Annotated in this window: 20 protein-coding genes, 1 tRNA gene, 1 pseudogene and 1 riboswitch; of the genes and pseudogenes, 10 read left to right on the top strand and 12 right to left on the bottom strand. The window is 48.3% G+C overall.

Features of this window, described 5'->3' with window-relative positions; genetic code table 11:
* Window positions 1-24 precede the first annotated feature (24 nt).
* Complete coding sequence (locus SPI9445_RS0111910) at window positions 25-1416, bottom strand: NAD-dependent malic enzyme (protein ID WP_017304976.1); 1392 nt, start codon at window positions 1414-1416, stop codon at window positions 25-27.
* A gap of 499 nt (window positions 1417-1915) precedes the next feature.
* Here SPI9445_RS0111910 and SPI9445_RS27585 point away from each other — a divergent pair, with 499 nt between their 5' ends.
* The gene (locus SPI9445_RS27585) at window positions 1916-2569 is read left to right on the top strand and encodes a DUF2059 domain-containing protein (RefSeq protein ID WP_017304975.1); all 654 of its coding nucleotides are present in this window, start codon (window positions 1916-1918) and stop codon (window positions 2567-2569) included.
* On the opposite strand, the pseudogene SPI9445_RS32100 reads toward SPI9445_RS27585, so the two are convergent.
* A pseudogene (locus SPI9445_RS32100) lies at window positions 2537-2752 on the bottom strand (hypothetical protein); the annotation flags it as partial. The gene SPI9445_RS27585 and the pseudogene SPI9445_RS32100 sit on opposite strands and share 33 nt — an antisense overlap.
* A gap of 69 nt (window positions 2753-2821) precedes the next feature.
* Window positions 2822-3862, bottom strand: coding sequence for a hypothetical protein (locus tag SPI9445_RS0111900; protein WP_026079732.1), 1041 nt, complete (start codon window positions 3860-3862; stop codon window positions 2822-2824).
* A 174-nt stretch (window positions 3863-4036) separates the two neighbouring features.
* Here SPI9445_RS0111900 and SPI9445_RS0111895 point away from each other — a divergent pair.
* Window positions 4037-4125 (top strand) — tRNA-Ser (locus SPI9445_RS0111895).
* Window positions 4126-4636: 511 nt separating this feature from the next.
* A complete protein-coding gene (locus SPI9445_RS30545; protein ID WP_017304973.1) occupies window positions 4637-4798 on the top strand; it encodes a hypothetical protein in 162 nt (53 codons plus the stop codon).
* A gap of 142 nt (window positions 4799-4940) precedes the next feature.
* On the opposite strand, the gene SPI9445_RS0111880 is transcribed toward SPI9445_RS30545, so the two are convergent.
* The 3 genes from SPI9445_RS0111880 to SPI9445_RS25280 form a co-directional block, all read right to left on the bottom strand.
* A complete protein-coding gene (locus tag SPI9445_RS0111880; RefSeq protein ID WP_017304972.1) occupies window positions 4941-5945 on the bottom strand; it encodes a pentapeptide repeat-containing protein in 1005 nt (334 codons plus the stop codon).
* A gap of 211 nt (window positions 5946-6156) precedes the next feature.
* Window positions 6157-10059, bottom strand: coding sequence for a PAS domain S-box protein (locus SPI9445_RS27580; RefSeq protein WP_083883528.1), 3903 nt, complete (start codon window positions 10057-10059; stop codon window positions 6157-6159).
* Between the two features lie 3 nt (window positions 10060-10062).
* The gene (locus tag SPI9445_RS25280; RefSeq protein ID WP_017304970.1) at window positions 10063-10584 is read right to left on the bottom strand and encodes an META domain-containing protein; all 522 of its coding nucleotides are present in this window, start codon (window positions 10582-10584) and stop codon (window positions 10063-10065) included.
* Window positions 10585-11011: 427 nt separating this feature from the next.
* Window positions 11012-11109: riboswitch (TPP riboswitch) on the top strand.
* A gap of 11 nt (window positions 11110-11120) precedes the next feature.
* Between SPI9445_RS25280 and thiC the strand changes: the two genes are divergently transcribed.
* The gene (thiC, locus tag SPI9445_RS0111865; protein WP_026079731.1) at window positions 11121-12500 is read left to right on the top strand and encodes a phosphomethylpyrimidine synthase; all 1380 of its coding nucleotides are present in this window, start codon (window positions 11121-11123) and stop codon (window positions 12498-12500) included.
* A gap of 64 nt (window positions 12501-12564) precedes the next feature.
* Here the strand turns inward: thiC and SPI9445_RS0111860 are convergent, their stop codons facing one another.
* Window positions 12565-13473 (bottom strand): alpha/beta hydrolase, encoded by a 909-nt coding sequence (locus SPI9445_RS0111860; protein ID WP_017304968.1) that lies wholly within the window; start codon window positions 13471-13473, stop codon window positions 12565-12567.
* 97 nt (window positions 13474-13570) lie between these two features.
* On the opposite strand from SPI9445_RS0111860, the gene SPI9445_RS0111855 reads away from it, so the two are divergent.
* Window positions 13571-14365: a TIGR01548 family HAD-type hydrolase gene (locus SPI9445_RS0111855; RefSeq protein WP_017304967.1), complete on the top strand. Its 795-nt coding sequence runs from the start codon at window positions 13571-13573 to the stop codon at window positions 14363-14365.
* Here SPI9445_RS0111855 and SPI9445_RS0111850 read toward each other — a convergent pair.
* Window positions 14325-15215: a hypothetical protein gene (locus tag SPI9445_RS0111850; RefSeq protein WP_017304966.1), complete on the bottom strand. Its 891-nt coding sequence runs from the start codon at window positions 15213-15215 to the stop codon at window positions 14325-14327. The two genes, SPI9445_RS0111855 and SPI9445_RS0111850, sit on opposite strands and share 41 nt — an antisense overlap.
* An 86-nt stretch (window positions 15216-15301) precedes the next feature.
* Window positions 15302-16099 carry a tetratricopeptide repeat protein gene (locus tag SPI9445_RS0111845; RefSeq protein WP_017304965.1) on the bottom strand — a complete coding sequence of 266 codons (798 nt, stop codon included), beginning with the start codon at window positions 16097-16099 and terminating at the stop codon, window positions 15302-15304.
* A 166-nt stretch (window positions 16100-16265) separates the two neighbouring features.
* Between SPI9445_RS0111845 and SPI9445_RS0111840 the strand changes: the two genes are divergently transcribed.
* From SPI9445_RS0111840 to SPI9445_RS0111825, 4 genes are all read left to right on the top strand, one after another.
* Entirely contained in the window at window positions 16266-16784 is a 519-nt protein-coding gene (locus SPI9445_RS0111840; protein WP_017304964.1) for a carboxypeptidase-like regulatory domain-containing protein, read from the top strand.
* Window positions 16768-17430 (top strand): cobalt transporter CbiM, encoded by a 663-nt coding sequence (cbiM, locus tag SPI9445_RS0111835; protein ID WP_017304963.1) that lies wholly within the window; start codon window positions 16768-16770, stop codon window positions 17428-17430. Before SPI9445_RS0111840 ends, cbiM begins: the two co-directional genes overlap by 17 nt.
* Complete coding sequence (cbiQ, locus tag SPI9445_RS0111830; RefSeq protein WP_337587391.1) at window positions 17394-18188, top strand: cobalt ECF transporter T component CbiQ; 795 nt, start codon at window positions 17394-17396, stop codon at window positions 18186-18188. The genes cbiM and cbiQ overlap by 37 nt, the downstream gene beginning before the upstream one ends.
* Window positions 18189-18419: 231 nt before the next feature.
* A complete protein-coding gene (locus SPI9445_RS0111825) occupies window positions 18420-18854 on the top strand; it encodes a hypothetical protein (protein ID WP_017304961.1) in 435 nt (144 codons plus the stop codon).
* 65 nt (window positions 18855-18919) lie between these two features.
* Here the strand turns inward: SPI9445_RS0111825 and SPI9445_RS0111820 are convergent, their stop codons facing one another.
* A complete protein-coding gene (locus SPI9445_RS0111820; RefSeq protein ID WP_017304960.1) occupies window positions 18920-19330 on the bottom strand; it encodes a Cif family virulence factor in 411 nt (136 codons plus the stop codon).
* A gap of 78 nt (window positions 19331-19408) precedes the next feature.
* On the bottom strand, window positions 19409-19912 hold the full coding sequence (locus tag SPI9445_RS0111815) for an orange carotenoid protein N-terminal domain-containing protein (protein ID WP_017304959.1): 504 nt from the start codon (window positions 19910-19912) through the stop codon (window positions 19409-19411).
* 170 nt (window positions 19913-20082) lie between these two features.
* Here SPI9445_RS0111815 and queG point away from each other — a divergent pair, with 170 nt between their 5' ends.
* Complete coding sequence (gene queG, locus SPI9445_RS0111810) at window positions 20083-21750, top strand: tRNA epoxyqueuosine(34) reductase QueG (protein ID WP_017304958.1); 1668 nt, start codon at window positions 20083-20085, stop codon at window positions 21748-21750.
* Window positions 21751-22148: 398 nt separating this feature from the next.
* Here the strand turns inward: queG and SPI9445_RS0111805 are convergent, their stop codons facing one another.
* Window positions 22149-22985 (bottom strand): OmpA family protein, encoded by an 837-nt coding sequence (locus SPI9445_RS0111805; protein WP_017304957.1) that lies wholly within the window; start codon window positions 22983-22985, stop codon window positions 22149-22151.
* Window positions 22986-23379 lie beyond the last annotated feature (394 nt).

Raw genomic sequence — 23379 nt, 5'->3', positions numbered from 1 at the left:
GTCTGGCTGAATAAGTTCAAAGGTTCACCGACGGGCTACCCCATCCTCGCGGGCTGCCCGTTGGACGGCTGCCGAAACCACGGAGGAGACTCGCTTATCAAACACGGAAGGGATGATAAACTCTCGATCCAACTCTTGGGCGGAGACTAAAGAGGCGATCGCACTGGCCGCTTGAACATACATATTCGTTGTGATTTTCCGCGCCCGACAGTCCAACGCCCCCCGGAAAATCCCCGGAAAAGCCAACACATTGTTAATCTGATTCGCGTAGTCACTGCGCCCCGTTGCCATCACAGCCACCTCATCCCGCACTAATTCCGGCTGGATTTCTGGCACCGGATTCGCCATAGCAAAGATAATCGCCCCCTCATTCATCGTTTTTACCATTTCCGGAGTTAAAACCCCCGGCACACTCACCCCAATAAACACATCTGCCCCCTGCACGGCATCCGCTAAAGTCCCCTCTTGATCCACCGCAAAGAATTGTTTTTGGGGGTTTAAATCCGTGCGCTGACGGGAGAGAATCCCTTTAGAGTCACACATGATAATAGAACGAGCGCCCGAATGGAGCAGCAGATTAGCAATGGCCACCCCCGCCGCCCCGGCCCCATTAATGACGATTTTCACCGCTTCTAGCTCTCGTTTGACCAGTCTGAGAGCATTAAATAAGGCCGCGAGGGTAACAATGGCGGTGCCGTGTTGATCATCGTGGAATACGGGGATGTCTAATTCTTCCCGCAAGCGTTTTTCAATCTCAAAACACCGGGGGGCGCTGATATCTTCTAGATTCACCCCGCCAAAGACAGGGGCGATATGTTTCACCGTAGCGATGATTTCTTCAGGATCTTGGGTATCCAAACAGACGGGGAAGGCATCAATCCCGGCAAACTCCTTAAATAACATGGCCTTCCCTTCCATGACGGGTAAAGCGGCCTCGGGGCCGAGATTGCCTAAACCTAATACCGCGCTGCCATCGGTGATAATGGCGACGGTATTACTTTTAATGGTCAAGGAAAAAACCTGTTGGGGATCTTCTGCGATCGCCTTACAAATCCGTCCCACCCCCGGAGTATAGGCCATCGCCAAATCCGACTGATCATTTAAAGGCATTCGGCACTGCATCCCAATCTTACCCCCCCGGTGCAGGTCAAAGGTCCGATCCGACACCCGCAACACCTTAACATGAGGAACTTCCTTAATTGCCGCCACAATTTCCTCCGCGTGTTCCGTACTCGACGCATCCACCACAAATTCCCGTTTCGACAATTTGCGCGTATGCTGGAGGAGATTAATCTGACCAATACTGCCCCCTCGTAAGGCGATCGCATGGGTGACACTGGCTAACATTCCCGGTGTGTTGGGCAGTTCAATAGAAATCGTTAAACTAAAACTGGGATTCGGGGTTAAATGAACCATTGTTTCTCTCTCGATGCTTGGTATTCATAGCTTAGTCTTCATAGTCTGGTGATTGGTTCTCGGAGTTACCACAACCGCTAGACAAAACTTAACCCTTCACCATCCAGCTTGAGAACAGCTTGCTGTTGTTGCACCCCAAAACAAACAACCCCCACCCTAGCATCCTACACAAGAATTTCCCCCGTCCCCTGAAATTTAACAAAAATGTTGCGGAATTCCCCTTCCTCGCTTGCAGGGACCGGATGGACTTGACCACTAACTCCCAAAGCGAAAACCAAGCTAAAAAGGGCTGTGTTGCAAGAGAAAATTTGGGTCTTAGGAACTAGGACTTCTGCTTGGGGAGGGAAGATAAGACTCGCTATATTTCGGTATAGAAAGCACTTCCCATTGAATCAGGAAGCTCCATCCTCGCGCCTCGGCAGGGTGGGGTAGTTCACCAGAAATCAAATAAAGTTAGATCGCCTAGAATAAAGGGGAAAAATAAACAACTCGGAGAATTATGGGTAAATTTCAATGGCGTTTAGGTTTAGGTACAGGTTTAGCCGGAATCTTACTCTTTGCCAATCCCGTTGTCACTGTTGCGGAAACCGTCTCTCCCCCCCCAGAGTCCGGTTTACCGACGATGGAAACCCTAGAAACTGTTCAAGAATCAATCAGCCCGGAAAAACTGGCTCTGATTCAACAATTACGGCAAATGACCCAAACTTCTCGTCTATTTCAATCCACTTTAGATTCTTTAGTGGGTCAAACAGAACAGGCTTTTGGGCAGTTGATGGGGGCTAATCCAGATAATGAATTGATCTCGGAAGAAGACCGAGCAGAAATTCAAGCCATGATGAGCCGTATTACCGAGCGAATTGTAGAAGAAATTCGCGAAAAAGTAGATGTAGAAGGGGCATTAGCTAAAGTCGAAACCTACTTATACAATAAGTATTATACCGAAGGCGAATTGAGGGATCTAATCGCCTTTTATCAAACCCCCACGGGACAAAAAACGGTGCAAGTCATGCCCCAAATGACTCAGGATTCTATGAGGCTATTCAATGAACTCATTTTACCGGATGTGTTTGAGGTTTTACAGGGTGTAATGATGGAGGAGTTGGGGGGCATGATGGAAGGATTAGAGGAATTTGAACAAGTCGAGGAAGATTGACACTCCCCGCTCTTGCATAGACGGGGATTCTTGGTTCATTGAGATTACTTGCTTAGACAAAATCACTTCTGAAAAAGTAGAGGTATTCTCTCCCCAAGCGTTTATTGGGTCTATCCCAAAAGTTCCCGTATGCCCTACGGTACTTAACCCCTTCTTAAGAATGTTGATAGCGGCGTTTTCATCCCCCACTTAAAAGATGGAGGCTTTCATGCTCCCGCTATTTTCCCGTAAATGCAACCCCCTCCACTTAACTCAATGATTCCCTTCTGTAATGACTCGTAAACGGACTAAATTCTCTCCGGCATCGTCTAATTTAACCTCAATGACTTCATTGGTCAGGGAGTCTAAACAGGATAAAAGAGAGCGTAGATGGGGATTACTTGCCCCGGTATCCACATAAAGCCGATCCGCTAAATTGCCTAAGCGTTTCCAAGTCGTGTAAAGCTTGGCAACGGTTTGTTCTAAAGTTGAGGCCTGTTTCACTAAATCGGCGGCCGTATTTAAACAGTCTAAACGTAAGGCTTCTTCTAAGGCCATTTCAAGGTCTAAAGAGGCGTCGCGGATGGTTTGGACTTGAGCGGCCGCGTCTAAATATTTGGACAAATTGCGGGCTTCGCTGGTCAAGGTTTTTACGGTGTCAATATCGGGATTGGCAGCGATTTCCCGTTGAATGCCTTTGAGGTGTAAATCCGGCAGTTTTTCCATTTCCCGCACGAGGGGGGCGAGATGACGGGGAGGAAGGCCCCCTTCGGCGGATTTTTCTTTCACTTCATCGGGCAATAAATCAGAACTCATGGCCGTCCATTCATCGGACAATTGTTTGACTTCCCGACGGGTAATCCGATCCCCTTGTTGTGCCGCTTCACTGACTAAACGCTGGACTTCTGGGGCAGATTTGGCGGTTTCGACAAAGGCACGCTTACTAAAATTATTAATGCTGAGGGGATCTAGTTGCCCTTCCGCTAAGAGGGTGTCGGCACTGTTGGCTAACTGAATTAAGGCGTAGGCTTGACTTTTGGTGATTTCCCGATTTTTTAGCCAATTGAGAAAACCCTGGCCTCGTCCTTCACCGCCTTTTTTTTCGCGATCGCGCACCGCCCGCAACACTCGCCCCCGCCAGATATCAGTCTGTAAGTCAAAGCGCTCGCACACTTTCCAGACTTCATCTAACTGTTGTTCAAACTCATACTCTAAAATCTCCTCATCCTCAGGATCCGGGAGTTGAAAGTTAAAGTCCGTCGGCGTTTGCAAGGCGGCCGCAATCTCAGCAGAAGAGGGCGCAGTTTCAACCATAGGGGGTTTCCATAATGTGACCATCGGACTATTTTTGCACATTGACCCCCCACTCCCTCAGAAAACAAGGAAAAGAAAAGCCAAAATTTCTCCCCTATCCCCTTGCCTTTTGTGGGAGGTTGTGTAAGAATGATTGGATGTGACTGAAAAATAGCACCCGCAATGGGTATTCTTGGAGAGGTGGCTGAGTGGTCGAAAGCGGCGGATTGCTAATCCGTTGTACAGTTTATACTGTACCGAGGGTTCGAATCCCTCCCTCTCCGTTCAAAACACGGGGCAAAACATGAGGTTAATTGTGAGATGTCCCATTGGGGCTTAACAAATTGCACAGCACTATTGATGGGGTAGTGAGTGTTAGACACAACCGTATTTTGTCCATTCTTTATAAAGATAGCCGGGAAAACCCCATCCCCTTGTGGGTGGGGAAGTTGACTCCCTGCACCCCGAAATACGATCTTCGAGAAACCCCTCATTTCACTGATCGATGAGCCTCTAATTGTGGGAAAAATTAATCTTAGGGAAGCATCAAGTCTCCTCCAAACTTGAGGATTGAGTAATGTTCTTAGCTCTCCTCTGAATTATTCCCTTTAACCGTTAAAGAATTTCATGTTTTTATTACTTTCCGTTAACCTAATCATAGGGTTGCCCCCGTAATCTGAGATCATATAGAATGGGACACCCCGTAAGGTAGCGACCTGAGATCCCCAATCTTGCCTGAACCTTTGACTATTTCCCTTGAGAACACCATAAAAAACTTACCTATTCATTAGCATCATGAAATCCGAACAATTACAACAAGCACCTGTAGCCAATTCTTTCAACCCTTATAATACCAATAGTACATCCTTTGATTTTGAATTATGGGCGCAAGCTGTGCGTTCTCAAATGTTGAATGTGGTGCAGAAAAAAAACGAGTCTCAAAAAAAGGAAGCTTGATGTAAAAAGTCAAGTAATTTCATAAAAATTAACATTCATTTTGTTTTCCCTGATTTTGTTTTCCCATCGTGAGGGAAAACAAAATGGGGCGGAAACATTCAAAAGGGGAATTCACGAATTCCCCCTTCGAGAACCTAGTGATCTAGGCGTGAACACTGCCATCAGGCATCATGGCTCCGGTTAATAGGGCCTCAGATAAGTCTGCTCCGAGTAGGTTAGCATCTCGTAAACTTGCCCCGCGCAAGTCCGCACCCCGTAGGATAGCTCCATCTAACATGGCACCCCAGAGATAAGCGCCTTGGAGGTTAGCTCCGCTTAAATCAGCGCCAACGAGATTGGCCAAATTTAAGTTAGTCTCTCTTAAATCCGCATTGCGTAAGTCAGCTTCTTCTAATTGAGCGCGCATCAAGTTAGCTTCAAAGAGTTGACCGCCTCGTAAATTACTGGCGCTTAAGTCGGCTTGTTTGAGGTTAGCTCGTTCGAGTTTAATGTACCGTAATTGAGCTTCACTGATATCACTTCCGCTTAAGTTGGCATCGGTTAATTGACAACCACTGAGTTTAACTTCACTTAAATCTAATCCGCTAAAGTTAGCGTTATCTAACGTTAACCCATTCATCCAAGCGCCTTTTAATTTTACGCCGTTTAATTGCGCTCCTTTCAGGTTCGCTCCGCTTAATCTTGCTCCGCTTAAGTTTGTCCAGTTTAAGTTTGCCCCGGCGAGGTTAGCCGCCCTTAAATTAATGCCATTTAAGTTAGATCCACAGAGGTTAACACCGGGCATATTAGCGCGATAGAGTGTCACCCAACTGAGAATAGCGCCACTGAGTTTTGCGCCTTGTAAATCGGTGTTGGCAAGGTTAGCCCCGCGTAGGTCTGCTTTGGTTAAGTCTGCTTCGATGAGTTGTCCGGCTTTGAGTTTGGCAAAACTCAAATTTGCGCCGAATAAAAATGCTCCGTTGAGATTAGCTTCTAACAAAAAACAACGTTCTAAATGGGCGCGAGCAAGAGAAGCTTCTTTAAGTAAAGAGTTAGAAAAATTCGAGTGAGTTAAGTTCGCTCCGATTAAGTTAGCAGCAATTAATTCCGTGCCGCGAAAATCGCGTTCCCCTTTGATGTAACGATGCAGCAATTCATTAGCATCCATGTTCCCGATACTCCTATCCATGAGTAGGAATGAGTTAAATCCAAAGTTTTCAAGTGATCTGTGGATTCATCATTATTTTAGTCTTTCTATATTTTATCTTAAGTATTAGTTTTTTTCTAGAGTTTTAAAGAACGTAATGTTATTTTGTTTCATTGAGCAATTTATGAATTTTTATGAACTTTTGGGAAATTGGGGAACAAAAAGGAGGGTCTTAAGGGGGATCTAGGGTGATGTCTATGGTGTCGAGGAGTTGTTGAAACTGAAAGTCGTCGATGAGGTGATGGATAGCTTGGGCGGTGTCGGGATAGTCTTCTTGGAGGGTGTTGGTGAGATGCTTCATGAGGTTGATATCACCCGAGTAAAGGGCTTCTTTGAGGTCTAAAACCCAATCTCGGGGGACTTGGGCGAGGAGGATCGGGGTGAGTAAAGGAGGAGGGGGGGGTGTGGGGGGTGTGGGGGGGAGAAACTCTAGATTGAGTTGATGTTGCAACATATTGATGATTTGCTGTTTTTGGAAGGGTTTGCGGATGAAGGCGTGAAAACCCGCTTGGAGTGCCATAGTTTTGTCTTCTTCAAAGGCACTGGCTGTGACGGCGATAATTTTGGCGGTGGGGGAATGGGGGAGGGTTTGCATTTGGGCGATCGCACCATAGCCATCGAGTTTAGGCATTTGTAAGTCCATAAACACCAGATGGGGCTGCCAACTTTGCCAGAGGGCGATCGCCTCATAACCATCTTCGGCCTCTTGTACCTCTAATCCCAAGGGTTTGAGCATGGCGACTAATAATTGACGATTCACCCGGTTATCATCCACCACTAGAATCCGATAGGTGGTTTCTGTGGGGGCTAAAGAGGTGAGGGGAGACAAGGATTCCGGGGGCAGAGTTGGACAAGTCAAGGATTCGGCGTTAATCTCAAACTGGAAACAACTCCCTTTTCCCGGTTCACTTTCGACGGTAATTGTACCCCCAAGGAGTTTGACAAATTTTTGACTAATCGCTAACCCTAAGCCAGTGCCTTCTTGGAATCCGGGGGTTTGATCACCTTGAACAAAGGCTTGAAAGAGCTTCTGTTGAGTGTCGGGAGCAATACCAAGCCCAGTATCCGTAACGGCAAAATTGAGGCGGGGGGGTGTGGTATGGGTAACAGTCACCGAGAGGGTAACTTGACCTTGTTGGGTAAATTTTAGGGCATTGCCTAAAAGATTAATTAAGACTTGACGTAATTTGACTTCATCGGTTTTAACACAGGCGGGAAGATTCGGGGCTAGGTGAAATTGTAATAACAGACCTTTAGCCTCCGCCTGAATTTTGAGCATTTGCTTAATATCGTCTAAGAGAGCTTTGACATCACAAGCTTGGAGGTTGAGGGTGCTACTTCCGGCTTCAATTTTGGACAGTTCTAAAACTTGATTAATTAAACTCAGCAGATAGTTCCCACTGCGCTCAATAATTTGAATAAATTCCCGTTCTTGGGGGGATAAATGAGGGCTATTGATGAGCAATTGGGGATACCCCAAAATGGCGTTTAAGGGGGTGCGCAGTTCATGGCTCATACTGGCGAGGAAGGTACTTTTCGCTTGGTTAGCGGCTTCGGCGGCCTCTTTTGCCCGGGTCAGTTCCAGTTGGGCGGTTTTGAGAGCGTTAATGTTTTGAATTTGGACTAAATGGTAGAGGGGAACTTGTTGATCGTTGCGGACTAAGGAAACAGAAACCAAGACCCAAATCACACGACCTTGACGGCAAAAATAGCGTTTTTCGAGTTGATAGGTTTGGATTTTGCCTCGTTCAAGTTGCTCTAGTAGGGGGTACTCTTGGGCTAAATCCTCGGGGTGAGAATAGTCAGCAAAGTTCATTTGTAAGAGTTCCCTTTCACTGTAGCCGAGGATTTGACAGAGGGGGGGATTCGCTCGCAACACCTGACCATCTAAGCGGGTGATAGCCATACCAATGCCTGCATCTTCAAAGGCACTGCGAAAGCGGGCTTCACTTTCTCGCAGTTTTTGATCCGCTAGAATGCGATCGCTCACATCCCGAGAAATGATGATAATTTCTTCGAGTTGTCCGGTGGTGCGATCGCGTAGAGGTTGCAGTTTGGACTCCACCCAGACATAATGACCGTTGCGGTGTTGGACTCGTCCGGTAAAGGTGACACTGCGATTGGTCTTTTGCACCCGTTTCCAGGCCTCAGTGGCAGCAGGTAAATCTTGAGGGTGAATTAAATCTTTAGGATCTCCTCCGAGATAGTCAGCAGGATGATAGCCCGTCATACAGTAGAAGATAGGAGACAGATAATGAAACCGCCGATCCGGGCCATGTAAGGAAATCAAATCCGCCAGATTTTCCGTTAACAGGCGATATCGTTGTTCACTGGTGGTGAGTTGGTGGGTGCGTTCTTGTACCGCTTGGCTCAAGGTTTGGTTGTAGTTATGCAGCAATTGATCCGCTTGTTTGCGGTCGGTAATATCTTGGAACGCATTAATCACATATAACACCTCTCCCGTCTTGGGATCTTGCACCGGCACCGTGAGAATATCTAACGCTACTCGTTGCCCATCACGCTCAAGTTCCATATCTTCCACATGAACGGTTTTCCCTTGCAGGGCGAGGTAGACGGGGATTTTTTGGGCGGGGTACCATTCATCGGTTCCGGCGCGATAGAGCCGATACTGTTGGGACAGTTGATCTAAGGGAACATCGGCTTTACCTTGGCCTAAAATTTGCTCTCCGGTTTGATTAATTAAAATCAGTTGGCCTTGACCATCAAAGACACTGACCCCCAAGGGAACACTATCCAACAAGATGGAGAATTTTTGCTCACTGGTTTGGAGTGCCGTGAGGGTTTCCGCCAATTGTAACCCCAGTTTGCCAAAGGATTGGGTCAGGGTGCGAATCACCCCAAATCCTTCCGGGGAGGAAAGGGGGGGGAGTTCTCCGTGGCTCCATTTTTGGACTTGTTCATCTAATTCTTGTAACGGTTGAATAATCCAGCGCGTAGTAATGACAGCAAATAATAGGGAGATTAATAGAGCAATACTGCATAAAACCACCGTTTGACGACGATTTTCGCTAATTTCTGCCATAAAATCCCGTTCTGGGATAATAATGCTGATCGTCCAGTTTAAATCGGGATGTTGGGGGTTTTGATAACGACGTTGTAGGACAAAATGGCGATCGCCCACCATCTTCACCACACAAGTCCGATCTAGAGTACAAGAGGAATCTAGAGTCCCAGAAAACTGAGCAATAATCGGATGGGGACTCTCTGGGGGAGTAATCCGTTTAAGTTGGGGAGGTTTACCCGGATTCACCAATTGAAAGGGAGATTCTGAGGTAGAACTAGCCACTAACAACCCTTGAGCATCAGTGATCACAATTACACTCGATGGACTCAGGGGTAAACGTTGTAAAAAGCCGTTCATCTCCAACAAACTGAGACTAACGGAAAACACCCCCAACAGTTCTCCCGTGGCGGAATCCTTCAGGGGAAGATAGGCGCCGATGCCCAAGGAGGGATATTGACCAAGTTGGAAGATATCACTCCACCCCATCTGATCACTTTCTACCGCCGCTTTATACCAAGGTCGCTCATCAAGCCTAAAAGGTGTTACAGTTTGGGGTAAACCCACCGATTGACCCATCTCATTGAGGGGATAGACCCGGATTTCTTGAGGGTTTTCGAGATCAGCAACTACTTTTTGTAATGCTCCCCCTGCGGTAATATCCCGATGAAAGCCGTCTAGGGTACCATTGGGACGACCGAAGAGAACACTAGCGACTTGGGGAAACTGCTGTAAGCGTCGGAAGAGAAAAGGATGGAGTTGGGTTGAGTTTTGGGGATCTATCTCACCCAAAACTACAGCATCAGCATTGAGACGATTAATCAGGGGCGGGGTGGCTAAATAGGTTTCTAAATACTCTAAAACACGATGACCCGCTTGCTGCATGAGTTGATCGGCTAAATCGGCGATCGCACGCTGTCCACTACTATAGGACAAATACCCCACCAACCCCACCGTTGCCAGCAATTGCAACACAAAGGGAACGACTAACACCACCTGTAACGGCAGTTTTTGGACTCGGGGATGACGCTTGAGAATCATAGCTGTGACCATTTTCTATAAGGCGGGAATAGCTTGGGGGGCAAAAATCATTACGCCTAGCCCTTCATCGGTCTTAAAGGAAATCCTTAACTCCTGTTGGGACGTAATCGCATAACTTTCCGCCCGTTCTAATGCTCTCAAATAAGCCGCTTCTTGCTGAATAATATCGAGAGAACAAGCCTTACGAGTGGAAGCCGGAGGACTCACCGTTAAACGATTATTGTCCTCCCGATAACTGGTATTATACTGATTACAACTCCCTGATCCTGTAATTTTATTTTGTGTAAAGTTTGCTGTAATTTCTGTGCGACTTAAAGGTTGTTTAAGTTGGTTTGACGTTCCCCATAAAATTAAACGCCAACTCGTACCCGGCAAAGAAATTTCCGGAATAGCAAGAGGCGTTTCTAATAGTTCCTCTTCATTGATCTCCTGATTGATTGGTTCTTCTGCCCATCCGCTCCGGGACAGAGTGTTAAGGCCTAAACCTATCCCTATTAAAATAAACCAGAACCCCCAAAACGCTTTAAATCTATTCATAGAACCTCCTAAAAAAAGCTAAAAAGGCTTGATATTTTTAACAAAAATGTTGCGGAATTCTCCTTCCTCGCTTGCAGGGACCGGATGGATAGCAACCCAGCAATATACTGGGCGACAGCGAATCCATGCTAAGATAAATATATCTTGACCACTAACTCCCAAAGCGAAAACCAAGCTAAAAAGGGCTGTGTTGCAAGAGAAAATTTGGGTCTTAGGAACTAGGACTTCTGCCTGGGGAGGGAAGATAAGACTCGCTATATTTCGGTATAGAAAGCACTTCCCATTGAATCAGGAAGCTCCATCCTCGCGCCTAGGCAGGGTGGGGTAGTTCACAATAATCCTCTCATTCATTGTGAATGTTTAAGTGAAGAAGTGTTAAGTTTAAACCGAGGTTGATGAGACAGAACCTAAAAATGGTAGCATAGGGACTTAAAGCTAGGGGTGCTTGGACTGCGACAAGCTGAGAAATACCCTTAGAACCTGAGACTGGTTAGCACCAGCGTAGGGAAGCTCTCTCTGAAAGGATATTCAAATATATGCGTAAAGAATGGGTTGCTAAACGGCACGGTCAGGGTAACGTGACACAGATGCACTATGCCCGTCAAGAGGTTGTGACCGAAGAAATGCACTATGTCGCCCAACGAGAAAACCTGCCTGTAGATTTAATTCGGGAAGAAGTGGCGAGAGGTCGGATGATTATTCCGGCGAATATTAACCACACCAATCTAGAACCGATGTGCATTGGCATTGCTTCTCAGTGTAAAGTGAACGCCAATATTGGGGCTTCTCCTAACTCTTCTAATTTAGAGGAAGAAGTGGCGAAACTCAATCTCGCGGTGAAGTATGGGGCCGATACAGTGATGGATTTATCCACCGGAGGGGGGGATTTAGATACCATTCGTCGGGCGATTATTAATGCTTCTCCGGTGCCGATTGGTACAGTGCCGATTTACCAGGCGCTTGAAAGTGTGCATGGGAAGATTGAAAACCTTACCCCGGATGATTTTCTGCACATTATCGACAAACACGCTCAACAGGGCGTAGATTACATGACAATTCACGCGGGGATTTTAATTGAATATCTGCCGTTGGTGAAAAACCGGATTACCGGGATTGTGTCCCGGGGGGGTGGGATTATTGCCCGTTGGATGCTGCATCACCACAAGCAGAATCCTCTCTATACTCATTTTGATGACATCATTGAGATTTTTAAAAAACATGATGTTTCTTTTAGTTTAGGAGATTCTCTCCGTCCGGGTTGTGTTCATGATGCGTCAGATGAAGCCCAGTTAGCGGAATTGAAGACGCTGGGTCAATTGACTCGCCGGGCCTGGGAACAGGATGTTCAGGTGATGGTGGAAGGGCCCGGTCATGTGCCGATGGATCAGATTGAGTTTAATGTGAAAAAACAGATGGAGGAGTGTTCTGAGGCACCTTTCTATGTTCTGGGTCCGTTGGTGACGGATATTGCACCGGGTTATGATCATATTACGTCGGCGATTGGGGCCGCAATGGCGGGCTGGTATGGGACGGCGATGTTGTGTTATGTCACGCCGAAGGAGCATTTAGGGCTACCGGATGCGGAGGATGTGCGCAATGGTTTGATTGCCTATAAAATCGCGGCTCATGCGGCGGATATTGCTCGCCATCGTCCGGGTGCGCGGGAGCGGGATGATCAGCTTTCGGCGGCGCGTTATAATTTCGACTGGAATCGTCAGTTTGAATTATCGTTAGACCCAGACCGGGCGCGGGAATATCATGATGAGACGCTTCCGGCGGATATTTACAAGACGGCGGAGTTTTGTTCGATGTGTGGGCCGAAGTTCTGTCCGATGCAGACGAAAGTAGATGCGGATGCGTTGACGGAGTTAGAGAAGTTCTTAGCAAGGGAACAGGAAACGGTGGCTCAACGGTAGTCCGTTGTTAACTGTTCTGTTGAATCCCGAAGCCCCATCCTCGCCAAGGGCAGGGTGGGGCAGTTCAAGGGCAGAGTTGATTAAGGAACTGCTCGACTTGTCGCCGATAGGATTCGCCCCCAGCACTGGCGGCGTTGTTATGTCCGGCATCGGGGACAATATAGAGGGCTTTTTGCGGGTTTTTGGCGGCATTAAAGAGGGTTTGACTCATTTGGGGGGGAATGCGCTTGTCTTGGGCGCTGTGGATGAAGAATATGGGAAGATTGAGTTGGGAGAGTTTGCCGAGGGAGTCGAAATGATGGTTGAGGAGTAACTGAACAGGGAAAATCTTGTAGATGCCATCATAATCAATCATCTCGGTGATAGAAGTAAAGGAACACTGGATGATCAGGGCGGCTAAGTCGGGGTGGTGGGTGGCGAGTTCGATGGCGATCGCACCTCCGAGAGAATGACCATAAACTATCACCTCAGAAGCCCTACAGCCTCGTTCTTTGAGCAAATAATCTAGGGCAATTTCTGCATCCTCATAAACCTGTTTTTCTGTAGGAAAAGGCCCCGCACTTTGTCCATAGCCGCGATAATCAAACAGTAAGACAGAATACCCCAGTTGATGGAAAACATGGGATTGATCTAAATTCGCCCCCACATTAAAACCATTACCATGTAACTGTAAAACCACCCCTCGGGGAGTGCCAACCGCAGGCATCCACCAAGCATACAGAAACTGTTGGGGGCGTTGGGGAATGGGAATTGAGATCACCTCATAATCCATCCCCCATTGATCTGGGGTGTTGGTCATTTGGGAGGAGGGGAAGAAGATGAAACGGTTTTGCCACTTCCACACCACAAAACACATCAGGAGATAGGCGATCGCACCAATCCCAACAACCGAACCGAACCCTTGCCAGAGTTCCATCCATTCCGTTAACGTAAATCCGAGCCAGTAGGGGAAATATGCCGAAAAAAAGTTCATCAAGGGCGCTGTAAAATCCAATGAGTGAATCGAGTGCTTATTATCCTCGTCCAAGGGGAGGAGACGGGGAAATTAAACGTCTGAATAGGAGACTACAATGATCATTGTATTTGATATTGACGGGGTAATCCGCAATGTGGGGGGATCTTACCGTCGGGCGATTATGGATACTGTTGCCCACTTTACCCAAAACCAATATCGCCCTAGCTTAGACGATATTGACCAACTCAAAGGGGAGGGGATTTGGAACAATGACTGGGAAGCCTCCCAAGAGTTAATTTACCGTTACTTTATCGCCCAAGGACAATCCCGCGAGGACATCGCCCTCAACTATGAAGAAATTGTCGAGTTTTTCCAACGTCGGTATCGCGGCACCGATCCCAACCATTGGAACGGCTATATTACCCAAGAACCCCTCTTAGTCGATAAAGTCTATTTTGACGATCTCACCGCCCATGATATCCCTTGGGGCTTCTTTAGCGGGGCAACCCGGGGATCGGCGGAATATGTGCTAAAACACCGTCTGAGATTGGTCGATCCGGTATTAGTGGCGATGGAAGATGCACCCGGTAAACCCGATCCTACCGGCCTGTTTTTAGCCCGTCAACAGTTAACCCAGCGTCATGGCTTGGAAAATAATGTCCCTGTTCTATATGTGGGCGATACCGTAGGCGACTTATACACCATTACCCAGGCCAAAGCAGAAGATCCCCAAACCCCTTGGATTGGCATTGGTATTTTACCCCCCCATGTACAAACCAACCCAGAACAAGAGGAAGCCTACAGTGCCAAACTCAGGGCGGCCGGAGCCCAGGCGGTGTTTAATAACGTCGGGGAACTCACCCCGGAAATTATTCGGCAAAGGGTTCAAAACAGTTCTCCAACGCCCTAAAGGGTTCAATATTTAGCCGATCCACCTCCCTCGCTTCCGGGGGTGGGACAAAGTTAAAATGGGAGGGCGGGAACAAGGGATGTTCTACCCGGTGCTGGACTGTTTCCACTAAGTTGAGTTCCTGTCCGCCATCCCGCACGGTGAAATCCGTTTGGGTGATGCGGTTTTGATAGGGATCGACAAAAAAGCGGGCGATTAAGCTGGGGGGGTTTTTGAACTCATAAAGGCGATGAATCCGTTGGTTGCCTAACGTAACGTTGGCAATGGTTTGATCCTCGGGTGAACCACTTAAAAAGGCCGCCAGAATAGTGTCAATGGGGCGCATTCCCTGATCAATTTGGGCTTTGATGGGGGCCGGAGTCCTCATATAGAAAAAGTTGAGAAAGCCCAACATGATATAGAGGTGGGGGGCATTCTCTAGGAAATTGCTGGTTGTGCGTTCCGTGTAGCGGTTACGATCCGAGCGATGAAACCAGACGGTTTCCCCATTGTTGATCAGTTGAACTTGAAAAACGGGATCACCATTGGGTTGTAAAAAGGTGATTTCGGTGCGGAAACGGTCAGGGTATTGGGTAATGGAGTTTAAGCGATAGTTCAGTTGAACGTTGTGGTTGCCACAGTAAGCCCGCAGCGCAATGATTGACTCGGTGTGATATACCCGGCCGCGAATCAGGTTTAATAGACCATTGCCTAGGAGGGAAAAGTCTAGGCTAGTGGAGTGTTCCGGGGGGGGAGGGGGCAGGAGACGACTGCGTTGGGCGAGGGTGGCATTAGCCTGTACAGGGGACACAGCGCCCTGTAGTCCCACCAGGAGGGAACAAAGGGCTAAGAGGGAACGAGAGAGTTTCATCCGACAGCCTCACAATAAGTTAGGGGAAAACAAAGGGGCAAGGAGAACTTGCGCCCAAGCTAACAGAATTTTGGTTCTTCTAGAGATTAATCGAGATTGAGGAATTTTTCGAGGGCGGCGACCATTTTGGGGGGCCAACGACGGACGGTTTTGACCCATTCAATATCTTGATATCGTTGATCCATGCCGACGGTGGCCACCCAGTTACTTTCGGCTTCTCCCTGTTGTCCTTCTTCCCAGAGGGCGGCGGTGAGGGCGGCGCGCATATCGGGGAACATGGGGTATTTACGGACGATGTTGCGCATCATTCTGAGGGCTTCGGGCTGTTGATCGGCTTGGTAGAGGGTGAGGGCGTAGTTCGCGAAGGCAAAGGCGAAGTCTGGGGCTAATTCGGTGGCTTTTTTGTAGTCCTCAAGGGCGGCTTGCCAGTTTCCTTGACCCGCTTTAGCGTTGCCGAGATTATTGTAGGCGAGGGGATCTTCTGGGGTGAGATTGAGGACTTTTTCATAGTCTGCGATCGCCTTTGACCATTTTTTCTGGCGTTCATACGCCACACCCCGGTTTAAGTAAGGATCTGGGGCATCGGGAGCCAGTTTAATCGCTTGATTATAGTCGGCAATAGCTTCTGGTAATTCATTTTGACTGACCCGCATATTCCCCCGATTACTCCACAGGGCTGGATTCTCCGGGAAAGCCTCGATTAAATCACTCCAATACTGTTCCGCTTGGGAAAAATTGCCCGTTTCCGCCGCACTAATGGCTTTTTGTGCGATCGCCTCCCCCTGTTCCAAGGAAAGCCCCATCCCTTGCGCCCAAGCCAGATCCCCATTCCCCCAGCACAACACCACAGAGAACACCGTAATAATTCCGATAATCCAACGCATAAATCCTAATGCTCTGAGTAATCCTACCATCCCCTCAGTTTACCGTTTAACTCGCAAGAAGGCTCACCGATCCAACTCTCCCCGGATTATCCCTCCCCGGGGGTTTTTGCCAATAGAGAAAGCGTGATAGCGTAGTAACGACTTCTGGAAGACTCCTAGACCAGTCATGACCCCAAAACATCTCACATTTAAGCATCTGATTCCCCTGTTCTTGTTAACCACTGGGAGTATGATTTCCCCAGTCTTCGCTCATGGGAGTCGTTTAGACTATCACAGCACAGAGGCCATCACCCTAACCGCCTCCTATGACAACGGGGAGATGATGAAAAATGCTCAAGTCACCATTTATGCCCCCAATGATCCCCAAACCCCTTGGTTACGAGGGACAACCGATGAGCAAGGAGAATTTGTGTTTACCCCAGATCCCAGCATTCCGGGCAATTGGGAGGTCATGGTTCGTCAGGCCGGACATGGTAATATTGTCAGTATTCCGGTGGGTGACAGCACTTCAGAAGCGGGGCAAACTCCAGAGGGAGAAACTCCGGCCGTTCGTCAAGCCCCAGGAAGCAGTGGGGGATATACTCCGATGCAAAAAGCCGTTATGGCAGGTTTAGGGATTTGGGGGTTTGTGGGAACAGCCCTATTCTTTACGAGGAGAAACGCTGATCATGCACATTCCCGATAGTTTGTTACCCCCCGCGATCGTCATTGGGGGGTATGCCATCACCGGAGGGGCGACTTGGTACGCACTACGGCAGATTAAACAAGACCCAGATCCCACCCAGAATATACCCAAGGCCTCTTTATTAACGGCGGCCTTTTTTGTGGCTTCTCTGATTCATTTTCCCGTTCCCCCCAGTAGTATTCACTTGATCCTCAATGGTTTAATGGGGATTATTTTGGGCTATTATGCCTTTCCCGCCATTTTGATCGGTCTATTTTTCCAAGCGGTTTTATTTGGTCATGGGGGAATCTCCACCTTGGGGGTGAATGCCCTATTGATGGGAATTCCCGCCCTCTATGCTCATCATTGTTACCAGTGGGGCCAGGGGTGGGTGAAGAAATATCCCCTCGGTGCCTCAGTTTGGACATTTTTCACCTCAGCCAGTGCTTTACTCTTGTCGGCGTTTCTGTTTGTGACAATGGTCATTACCAATATTCCCGCCGATTTAGACGCAGATTTAGAACGTCAGGCCATCTTAATCTCCATGATGGGCTATGGCCTTCAATCCGTGATTGAGGGAACCATTGCGGTGATGGTGGTGTCCTTCCTGAGTCGCGTCAAACCGGAACTATTGCCCCAAGGCAACGAGAGGGGGTCGCCATTCTAGGCATTGACCGTTATGCTCATCTAAAATCCCCGGTTCACCGTTGGCAACATCCCCCCAAGTTATTGGGTTTGTTGAGCTTAATTTTCACCTTTGCCGGGGTGGAACGGTTGCAACTGTTACCCTTTATGATTGGCGTAACGGCGGGATTATATGCCTTGTCTCGCTTGCCGCTCTCGTTTTTGTTGGGTCATTTACGCTATCCGGGGTTATTTATCGCTGCCGTGGTGGTGTTTTTGCCTTTGGTGCAGGGGGAAACGGTGATTTTCCAATGGGGCGGGGTGGCTGTGCGTTGGGAAGGCTGCTTAACGGTACTGTTAATTGTGACTCGCTTTATCTGCATTGTTACAGTGAGTTTAGTTCTGTTTGGGACGGCTCCTTTTGTTGGTAGTTTAAAAGCCATGCGCTCCCTCGGATTGCCCAAATTATTGGTGGATATGGCACTGTTAACCTATCGTTATTTGGAAGAGTTAGCGGAGATGGCGGTCACGATGCAACGAGCCATGAAGTTACGGGGGTTTCGGGGCGATCGCCTCAGCAAACGTAATTTAGAACGGTTGGCGGCCTTAGTGGGGACGTTATTGGTGCGCAGTTATGAACAGTCCCAACGGGTCTATCAAGCCATGATTTTACGCGGATATGGTCAACCGACGACGGAAAAAGATAAGGCATGGCAAGGGATTAATGCTTATAGTTGGTGGGGGCTAGTGGTGAGTCTGGTCATTGCCTGTGGCTTCTGGATTGCCCCTCTGGGGGGGTGAATCCCCCCCGCGCTAAAGCGACGGGGTTTTAGACCCAATTTTTCAATAAATTGTAAAGTCATGTTGCGAAAATTAGTGAATTTAGTCTGCAATGGTAACTTTTGTAAAGTTTTTGCCCATCCAGAATACAGATTATTACCATGTGAAAGCAGTACGGGACGCGGGCTTTCATCTCACAGCTTGTAAGCCCCCTGCCGTTGGTTGCTCATTAATGAAACATTCTGCATAACCATGACAGAGCCTTTTGTTCTTAGCCCCCGCTATCGCCTTGATGATGAACTCCCCTGGTTAATGGGTGTGGATCCTTCTCGGAATTACTGGATTTGGGTCAATGGTGAATCGGATCTCACGGTGATGATTCCGGGTTTGTTAGTGACCGATTTAGAAACCTGGAAAGCTTTGATTCGGCGGTTTCGGCGGTTACAGCCTCAAGAACAAATGCAGATTGAGCGGGTCGCCCAGTCTGTGATCGTTCATTGTGTTAGCACGAATTGTTATGCGATCGCCTCGGAAGTGTCTGGTGCTGTGGTGTGGCACTTATTCGACCGAGAAAGTCTCGAAAGTTTGTTAATGACCAGTCATCCCGACTGGCAATGTGCGCCCAAGGATATAGAATTAGGTCGCAGTTGGTTAGCTCAGGCGTTTGCTCAACCCGCCCAAGTGTAAAGCTCCAAACTCAAGAAGGGCGAGGTTGGAGAAACCCCACCCTCCGAGGAGGTGGAGTCATTCAACTAACGGCGCAAAGTTAGCAGTTCTTCTAAAGAAGCCAAGAGTTTGATCTGGACTTGGAGAATTTCGGAGTTGGGGTTCACCAGGAATTGCCAAGCTACATTGACGCTAAAGATAGGGGTATGAACCCGACCCTTCACTTGTACTAAGGTCATGCCGTTTTCTCGTGTGAGGGTTTCCCCCTCTTGGGGTTCACAGCGCAACCCTTGGGCTTCCTGTTCTAAGTAACGCTGGATGGAACTCGGACTTGCGATCGCCTCTTCAAAGGGTGGATATAACTCCCCTTCTGGTGCAAAGAGTTGAGCCGTTGCCGCAAAATCTCCAGCATTCAGGGCTGTGAAATAGCGACCAATAACAGCGTTATCAATGCCTTGAATGGTCAGAGTATCAAAAGAAGGCCGGGAAAAAACCATTTATTTTAAGTGTTTAAATTTTTGACTACGAACGACATTGTAAGGGGGCGCAGTTTGCGCCCCCTTTATTCTTAGAGTCTAGGCGAGAGGATCAACTCCCATCTCCACTACCGCATTCCGCAATACAGTAATTTGTTGACCAAACTCTAGACGTTGCAGGGCATCAAACACCTTTAACACACTATCGCTCATGGTGTAGCCACTCGGAACGGGAATCACAGTTCCCTCTTCCATCATTTCCGCGAGAGTGTACCAGAAAGCCAGCTTGGTGTTGACACTCAAAATCCCATAAGCCCGGGAGATGGGAGTATTAACTTGATTCACTAAATCCCGCATCGCTTGTAACTGCTCATCCCAGGACATTCGACGAAATTGATTCAGAAGCCCTTCTGCAAACTGGAGACGAGCCGCACCAGGAGCCGCCGGGGTGATAGAACGACCTAACTCGGTATAAGCCAGCCAGAGTAAAGCCAGTTGATCATCAACGCTAAGGCGTTTCAGTTGAGCCGTGGTTGCGGAGACTGGATTAACCAACTGCTCTGCATTAATAGTGTTGATGGGAGAAGTTGTGGTGTAAGTCATAAAGTCTCTCAAATGTTTGTCTTTGTGTGAATGAAGGTCGCTTTTGGCTCCCTTGTTTCCTATTATGCAAAGTTTTGTAAAGTTATGCAAATAAAAGTCACTAAAGTTTGCATAAATCTACCTTGATGTGTATATTAGGAGGTTTGTGATCACTATCACAGGCAAAACTCGTGACCCTCGATAATATTCACCTCAAAGCGAAGACAGTCAAAGCCAAGGCGATCGCGCTCGGATTCCACAAAGTCGGCATTGCTTGTCCCGTGTTGCCAGAGAACGCGACCGATCCCCTCAAAGCGTGGTTAGCGTTAGGGTATCAAGGGGATATGGCCTGGATGGCCAATCCCAAACGCCTCGATGTGCGCGCCCTCCTACCCAGTGTTCGTTCCGTGATTTGTGTCGCCCTGAATTACTACACCCCCCATGCACACTCAACAGATCCCCAAGTAGGAAAAATCTCCCGCTACGGTTGGGGGCGGGACTACCATAAAGTGGTACACAAACGGTTAAAAGCCCTCAGTCAATGGTTAGAAGCCCAAGGAGAGGGCATAGAAGCGAGATTTTATGCCGATACCGGCCCCATCCAAGATAAAGTTTGGGCGCAACAGGCCGGATTGGGGTGGATTGCAAAAAATAGTAATGTGATTACGCGGGAATTTGGCAGTTGGGTTTTTTTGGGGGAAGTCTTAACCAACGTAGAACTTGAACCGGATCAACCCCATAGCCAACATTGTGGCACCTGTACCCGTTGCCTAGAAGCTTGTCCTACCCAAGCGATTAAACAGCCTTTTGTGGTGGATGCGAATGCCTGTATTGCCTACCATACCATTGAGAACCGCGCTGAAACCTTACCTGAAGAGATATCGGCTCATCTTTCCGGTTGGGTGGCTGGGTGTGACATTTGCCAAGATGTTTGTCCGTGGAATGAACGCTTTGCCCAAGAAACCGACTTAGAGGACTTTCAACCCTATCCCCCCAACCTTGCCCCTAAACTGGCAGATCTTGCGACCCTATCTGAGGGAGAATGGGATCAACGGTTTCGTGCTTCTGCCTTACGACGGATTAAACCCGCCATGTGGAGACGCAATGCTCATGCTAATTATCAACCACCCGCCCCCAGGGGAAACATCATGACCAAAAATTTGGGTACAAGCCCCGTCATGAAGATGTCAAGTTTTATTGTGTTTGATTTTGATGGAACCCTTGCTGATACTCGCCCCACTTTTATTAAGATTCTCAACCGTTTAGCTGAGGAATTTGGCTATGACCCCGTGAATGAGGAGGAGGCGCAACAACTGAGACACCTTAGTTCTGAGGAAATTGTCCGTCAATCTAGGATTTCCCCATTTAAAATTCCCTTTCTTTTGCGCAAAGCGAAACGAGAGTTAAATAAGGAAATTAGTCAGATTGCTCCCTTCTCGGGCATGGATGAAGCGCTGAAGCAGTTAAAGCAGGAGGGCTATGAGTTGGGCATTGTCACTTCTAATTCGGAGGAGAATGTGATCAAGTTTTTAGCCGCCCATCACTGGAGAGATTTGTTTAGTTTTATCTCGTCTGGAACAACGATTTTCGGGAAACATAAATTAATTCAGCAGTTTTTGCGCTGTCATGGATTAGCTCCCTCAGTGATGCTTTATGTGGGGGATGAAACCCGAGATATTCAAGCCGCCCGTCGGTGTCAAGTTCCTGTTATTGCGGTAACTTGGGGGTTTAATTCAACGGATATCCTCGCCCAATATATGCCCGATGGTTTGGCACATCATCCCCAAGAATTATTCAAGGTGATACAAGAAGCGGCGATTGCTACGCAACGTTTCACGAACGCCAAAAACTTGAACTAACATAGGGCTTGCTGAATAACTCTACTCGTGGGGCTAGGGAACAGGAAGGGGAATGGGAAAAGCGCAAGCCTTTTTGATGATTTATCCCTAAAACCTTGTAGTTTCTCGCTGTTAGAAGTCAAGGGAACGGGGAACGGGGAACGGGGAACAGGGGGGCAGGGGAGCAGGGGAAATTCAGGTTTTTGCCCTCAAGTCTATTTAATTTGGTATAAACGGCTAAAAGCCCTACTAACAGTGATTCGATGGATATATTGCTACGTGACGCTTTGCTACGCAACGCTTTGCTACGCAACGCTTCGCGAACGCGAACGCGAACGCGGAGCGTCACGAAGTGAACAGCAGACCCTAACATATCCCCGAGTGGTTTTGATGAACTTTGGGTCGAGTTTTTCGGGATCTCAATCAACGGCAATTTCAATCCGACGATTGCGCTGACGATTGACTTCTGTATTACCCAACACGAGGGGGCGAGTTTGACCGTAACCAATGGCAACCCAACGGTAACGGCCGCGTAATTCACTGGCTAAATATTGCCGGACGGTGTTGGCCAGTTGAAAGGAGAGTTCCCGACTGTCTGCTAGGGAGGTTTGGGAGTCGGTATGGGCAGCGATGCGGATGGTGGAGCGAGAATGGGGGCTAAGGTCGTTGATAATGCTGTCTAATAATAAGCTACCCTCGGGGGAAAGCTGGTTATTGTCGTTAAATAAGACATCGTTGGGTAGGGTGACTTTGAGTTTGCGACCGGGGAGGGGAGGCAAGTTGCTGGGGAGGATGAGGGTGGGGACGGGGGCAGGAGGGGGAAGGGTTTGGGCTTTGTCTTGGAGGGCTTGTAACCGTTCGGGGAGGGTTTGGTTGAGGTTGGGGGAAATGCCCAGTTGGGTTTCGAGTTGGATGATGCGATCGCGAATTCGATTCCACTGTTGAGATAAGGTCATGATTTCCCCTTGAATTTGTTCCGGGGTGGGGGGGCGCTCGCTATCCTCTAGGAAGGTGTCGCTGGGCAGACGACGGGGTTCTCCCCAACGGGTGACTCCCTCCCACCAACGGAGTAGGACAGGTTTGGAAGTGGGGGGTTGAGGGTTGGCGATCGCAAAAATAATCCCTACAATAGCAGCAAGCCCTCCCGCCAACAGCAGGAACAAAACGCGAACAGTAAACCCCATCAATCCAGAGCCTTGAGGGGATTCCGGGCTGGGGTCTAAGTCAGAATCAAAGGGTTCAAAGGATTCGGTCACGGTTCGGTTTGTCCTGCTGGTGGGTGATGGTCTAGTTCCTTGTTGTACCTTAGCTCATCGTCGGCAAGCCCCGCACTGTACGAATGTCAGTGTCGGGATGAAAGACGGTTAATTGAGGGGTTCGATGCCCCGAAAATTAACAAACAATCATTTACTAGCGAGTGACGATTTATCCCTAGATATTGTACAATAGGTTCATGTCAATAAGCTAATATTCGTTTTAAACCTCAACTATGTGGGTTTGTAACGGATAGGGACGTTGCTGCGGCGATGATAGTCGAGCAGCGTGGACTTGCAGCCCTTCCTGCGGAACGCTTCGCGAACGGACTGGGGGTCAAGCTGCCTGTGGAGGAAGAGGTTATCGGGGATGTCCCTAAAAAGACATCTAGAGCCT

This window comes from Spirulina subsalsa PCC 9445, assembly GCF_000314005.1.
GTDB lineage: Bacteria > Cyanobacteriota > Cyanobacteriia > Cyanobacteriales > Spirulinaceae > Spirulina_A > Spirulina_A subsalsa.
The sequence above is the reverse complement of the archived record's forward strand: the minus strand, read 5'-3'. Positions and strand labels throughout refer to the sequence as shown.

What these genes read in the sequence shown, in the direction of transcription:
- SPI9445_RS0111880 (WP_017304972.1), bottom strand. Translation starts at nt 5,945, where the DNA reads ATGGATGCTAATGAATTGCTGCATCGTTACATCAAAGGGGAACGCGAT.
- SPI9445_RS0111900 (WP_026079732.1), bottom strand. Translation starts at nt 3,862, where the DNA reads ATGGTTGAAACTGCGCCCTCTTCTGCTGAGATTGCGGCCGCCTTGCAA.
- SPI9445_RS0111845 (WP_017304965.1), bottom strand. Translation starts at nt 16,099, where the DNA reads ATGCGTTGGATTATCGGAATTATTACGGTGTTCTCTGTGGTGTTGTGC.
- SPI9445_RS0111910 (WP_017304976.1), bottom strand. Translation starts at nt 1,416, where the DNA reads ATGGTTCATTTAACCCCGAATCCCAGTTTTAGTTTAACGATTTCTATT.
- SPI9445_RS0111840 (WP_017304964.1), top strand. Translation starts at nt 16,266, where the DNA reads ATGACCCCAAAACATCTCACATTTAAGCATCTGATTCCCCTGTTCTTG.
- thiC (WP_026079731.1), top strand. Translation starts at nt 11,121, where the DNA reads ATGCGTAAAGAATGGGTTGCTAAACGGCACGGTCAGGGTAACGTGACA.
- SPI9445_RS30545 (WP_017304973.1), top strand. Translation starts at nt 4,637, where the DNA reads ATGAAATCCGAACAATTACAACAAGCACCTGTAGCCAATTCTTTCAAC.
- SPI9445_RS0111850 (WP_017304966.1), bottom strand. Translation starts at nt 15,215, where the DNA reads ATGAAACTCTCTCGTTCCCTCTTAGCCCTTTGTTCCCTCCTGGTGGGA.
- SPI9445_RS0111855 (WP_017304967.1), top strand. Translation starts at nt 13,571, where the DNA reads ATGATCATTGTATTTGATATTGACGGGGTAATCCGCAATGTGGGGGGA.
- SPI9445_RS0111825 (WP_017304961.1), top strand. Translation starts at nt 18,420, where the DNA reads ATGACAGAGCCTTTTGTTCTTAGCCCCCGCTATCGCCTTGATGATGAA.
- SPI9445_RS0111820 (WP_017304960.1), bottom strand. Translation starts at nt 19,330, where the DNA reads ATGGTTTTTTCCCGGCCTTCTTTTGATACTCTGACCATTCAAGGCATT.
- cbiM (WP_017304963.1), top strand. Translation starts at nt 16,768, where the DNA reads ATGCACATTCCCGATAGTTTGTTACCCCCCGCGATCGTCATTGGGGGG.
- SPI9445_RS27585 (WP_017304975.1), top strand. Translation starts at nt 1,916, where the DNA reads ATGGGTAAATTTCAATGGCGTTTAGGTTTAGGTACAGGTTTAGCCGGA.
- SPI9445_RS0111815 (WP_017304959.1), bottom strand. Translation starts at nt 19,912, where the DNA reads ATGACTTACACCACAACTTCTCCCATCAACACTATTAATGCAGAGCAG.
- SPI9445_RS25280 (WP_017304970.1), bottom strand. Translation starts at nt 10,584, where the DNA reads ATGAATAGATTTAAAGCGTTTTGGGGGTTCTGGTTTATTTTAATAGGG.
- SPI9445_RS27580 (WP_083883528.1), bottom strand. Translation starts at nt 10,059, where the DNA reads ATGGTCACAGCTATGATTCTCAAGCGTCATCCCCGAGTCCAAAAACTG.
- SPI9445_RS0111860 (WP_017304968.1), bottom strand. Translation starts at nt 13,473, where the DNA reads ATGAACTTTTTTTCGGCATATTTCCCCTACTGGCTCGGATTTACGTTA.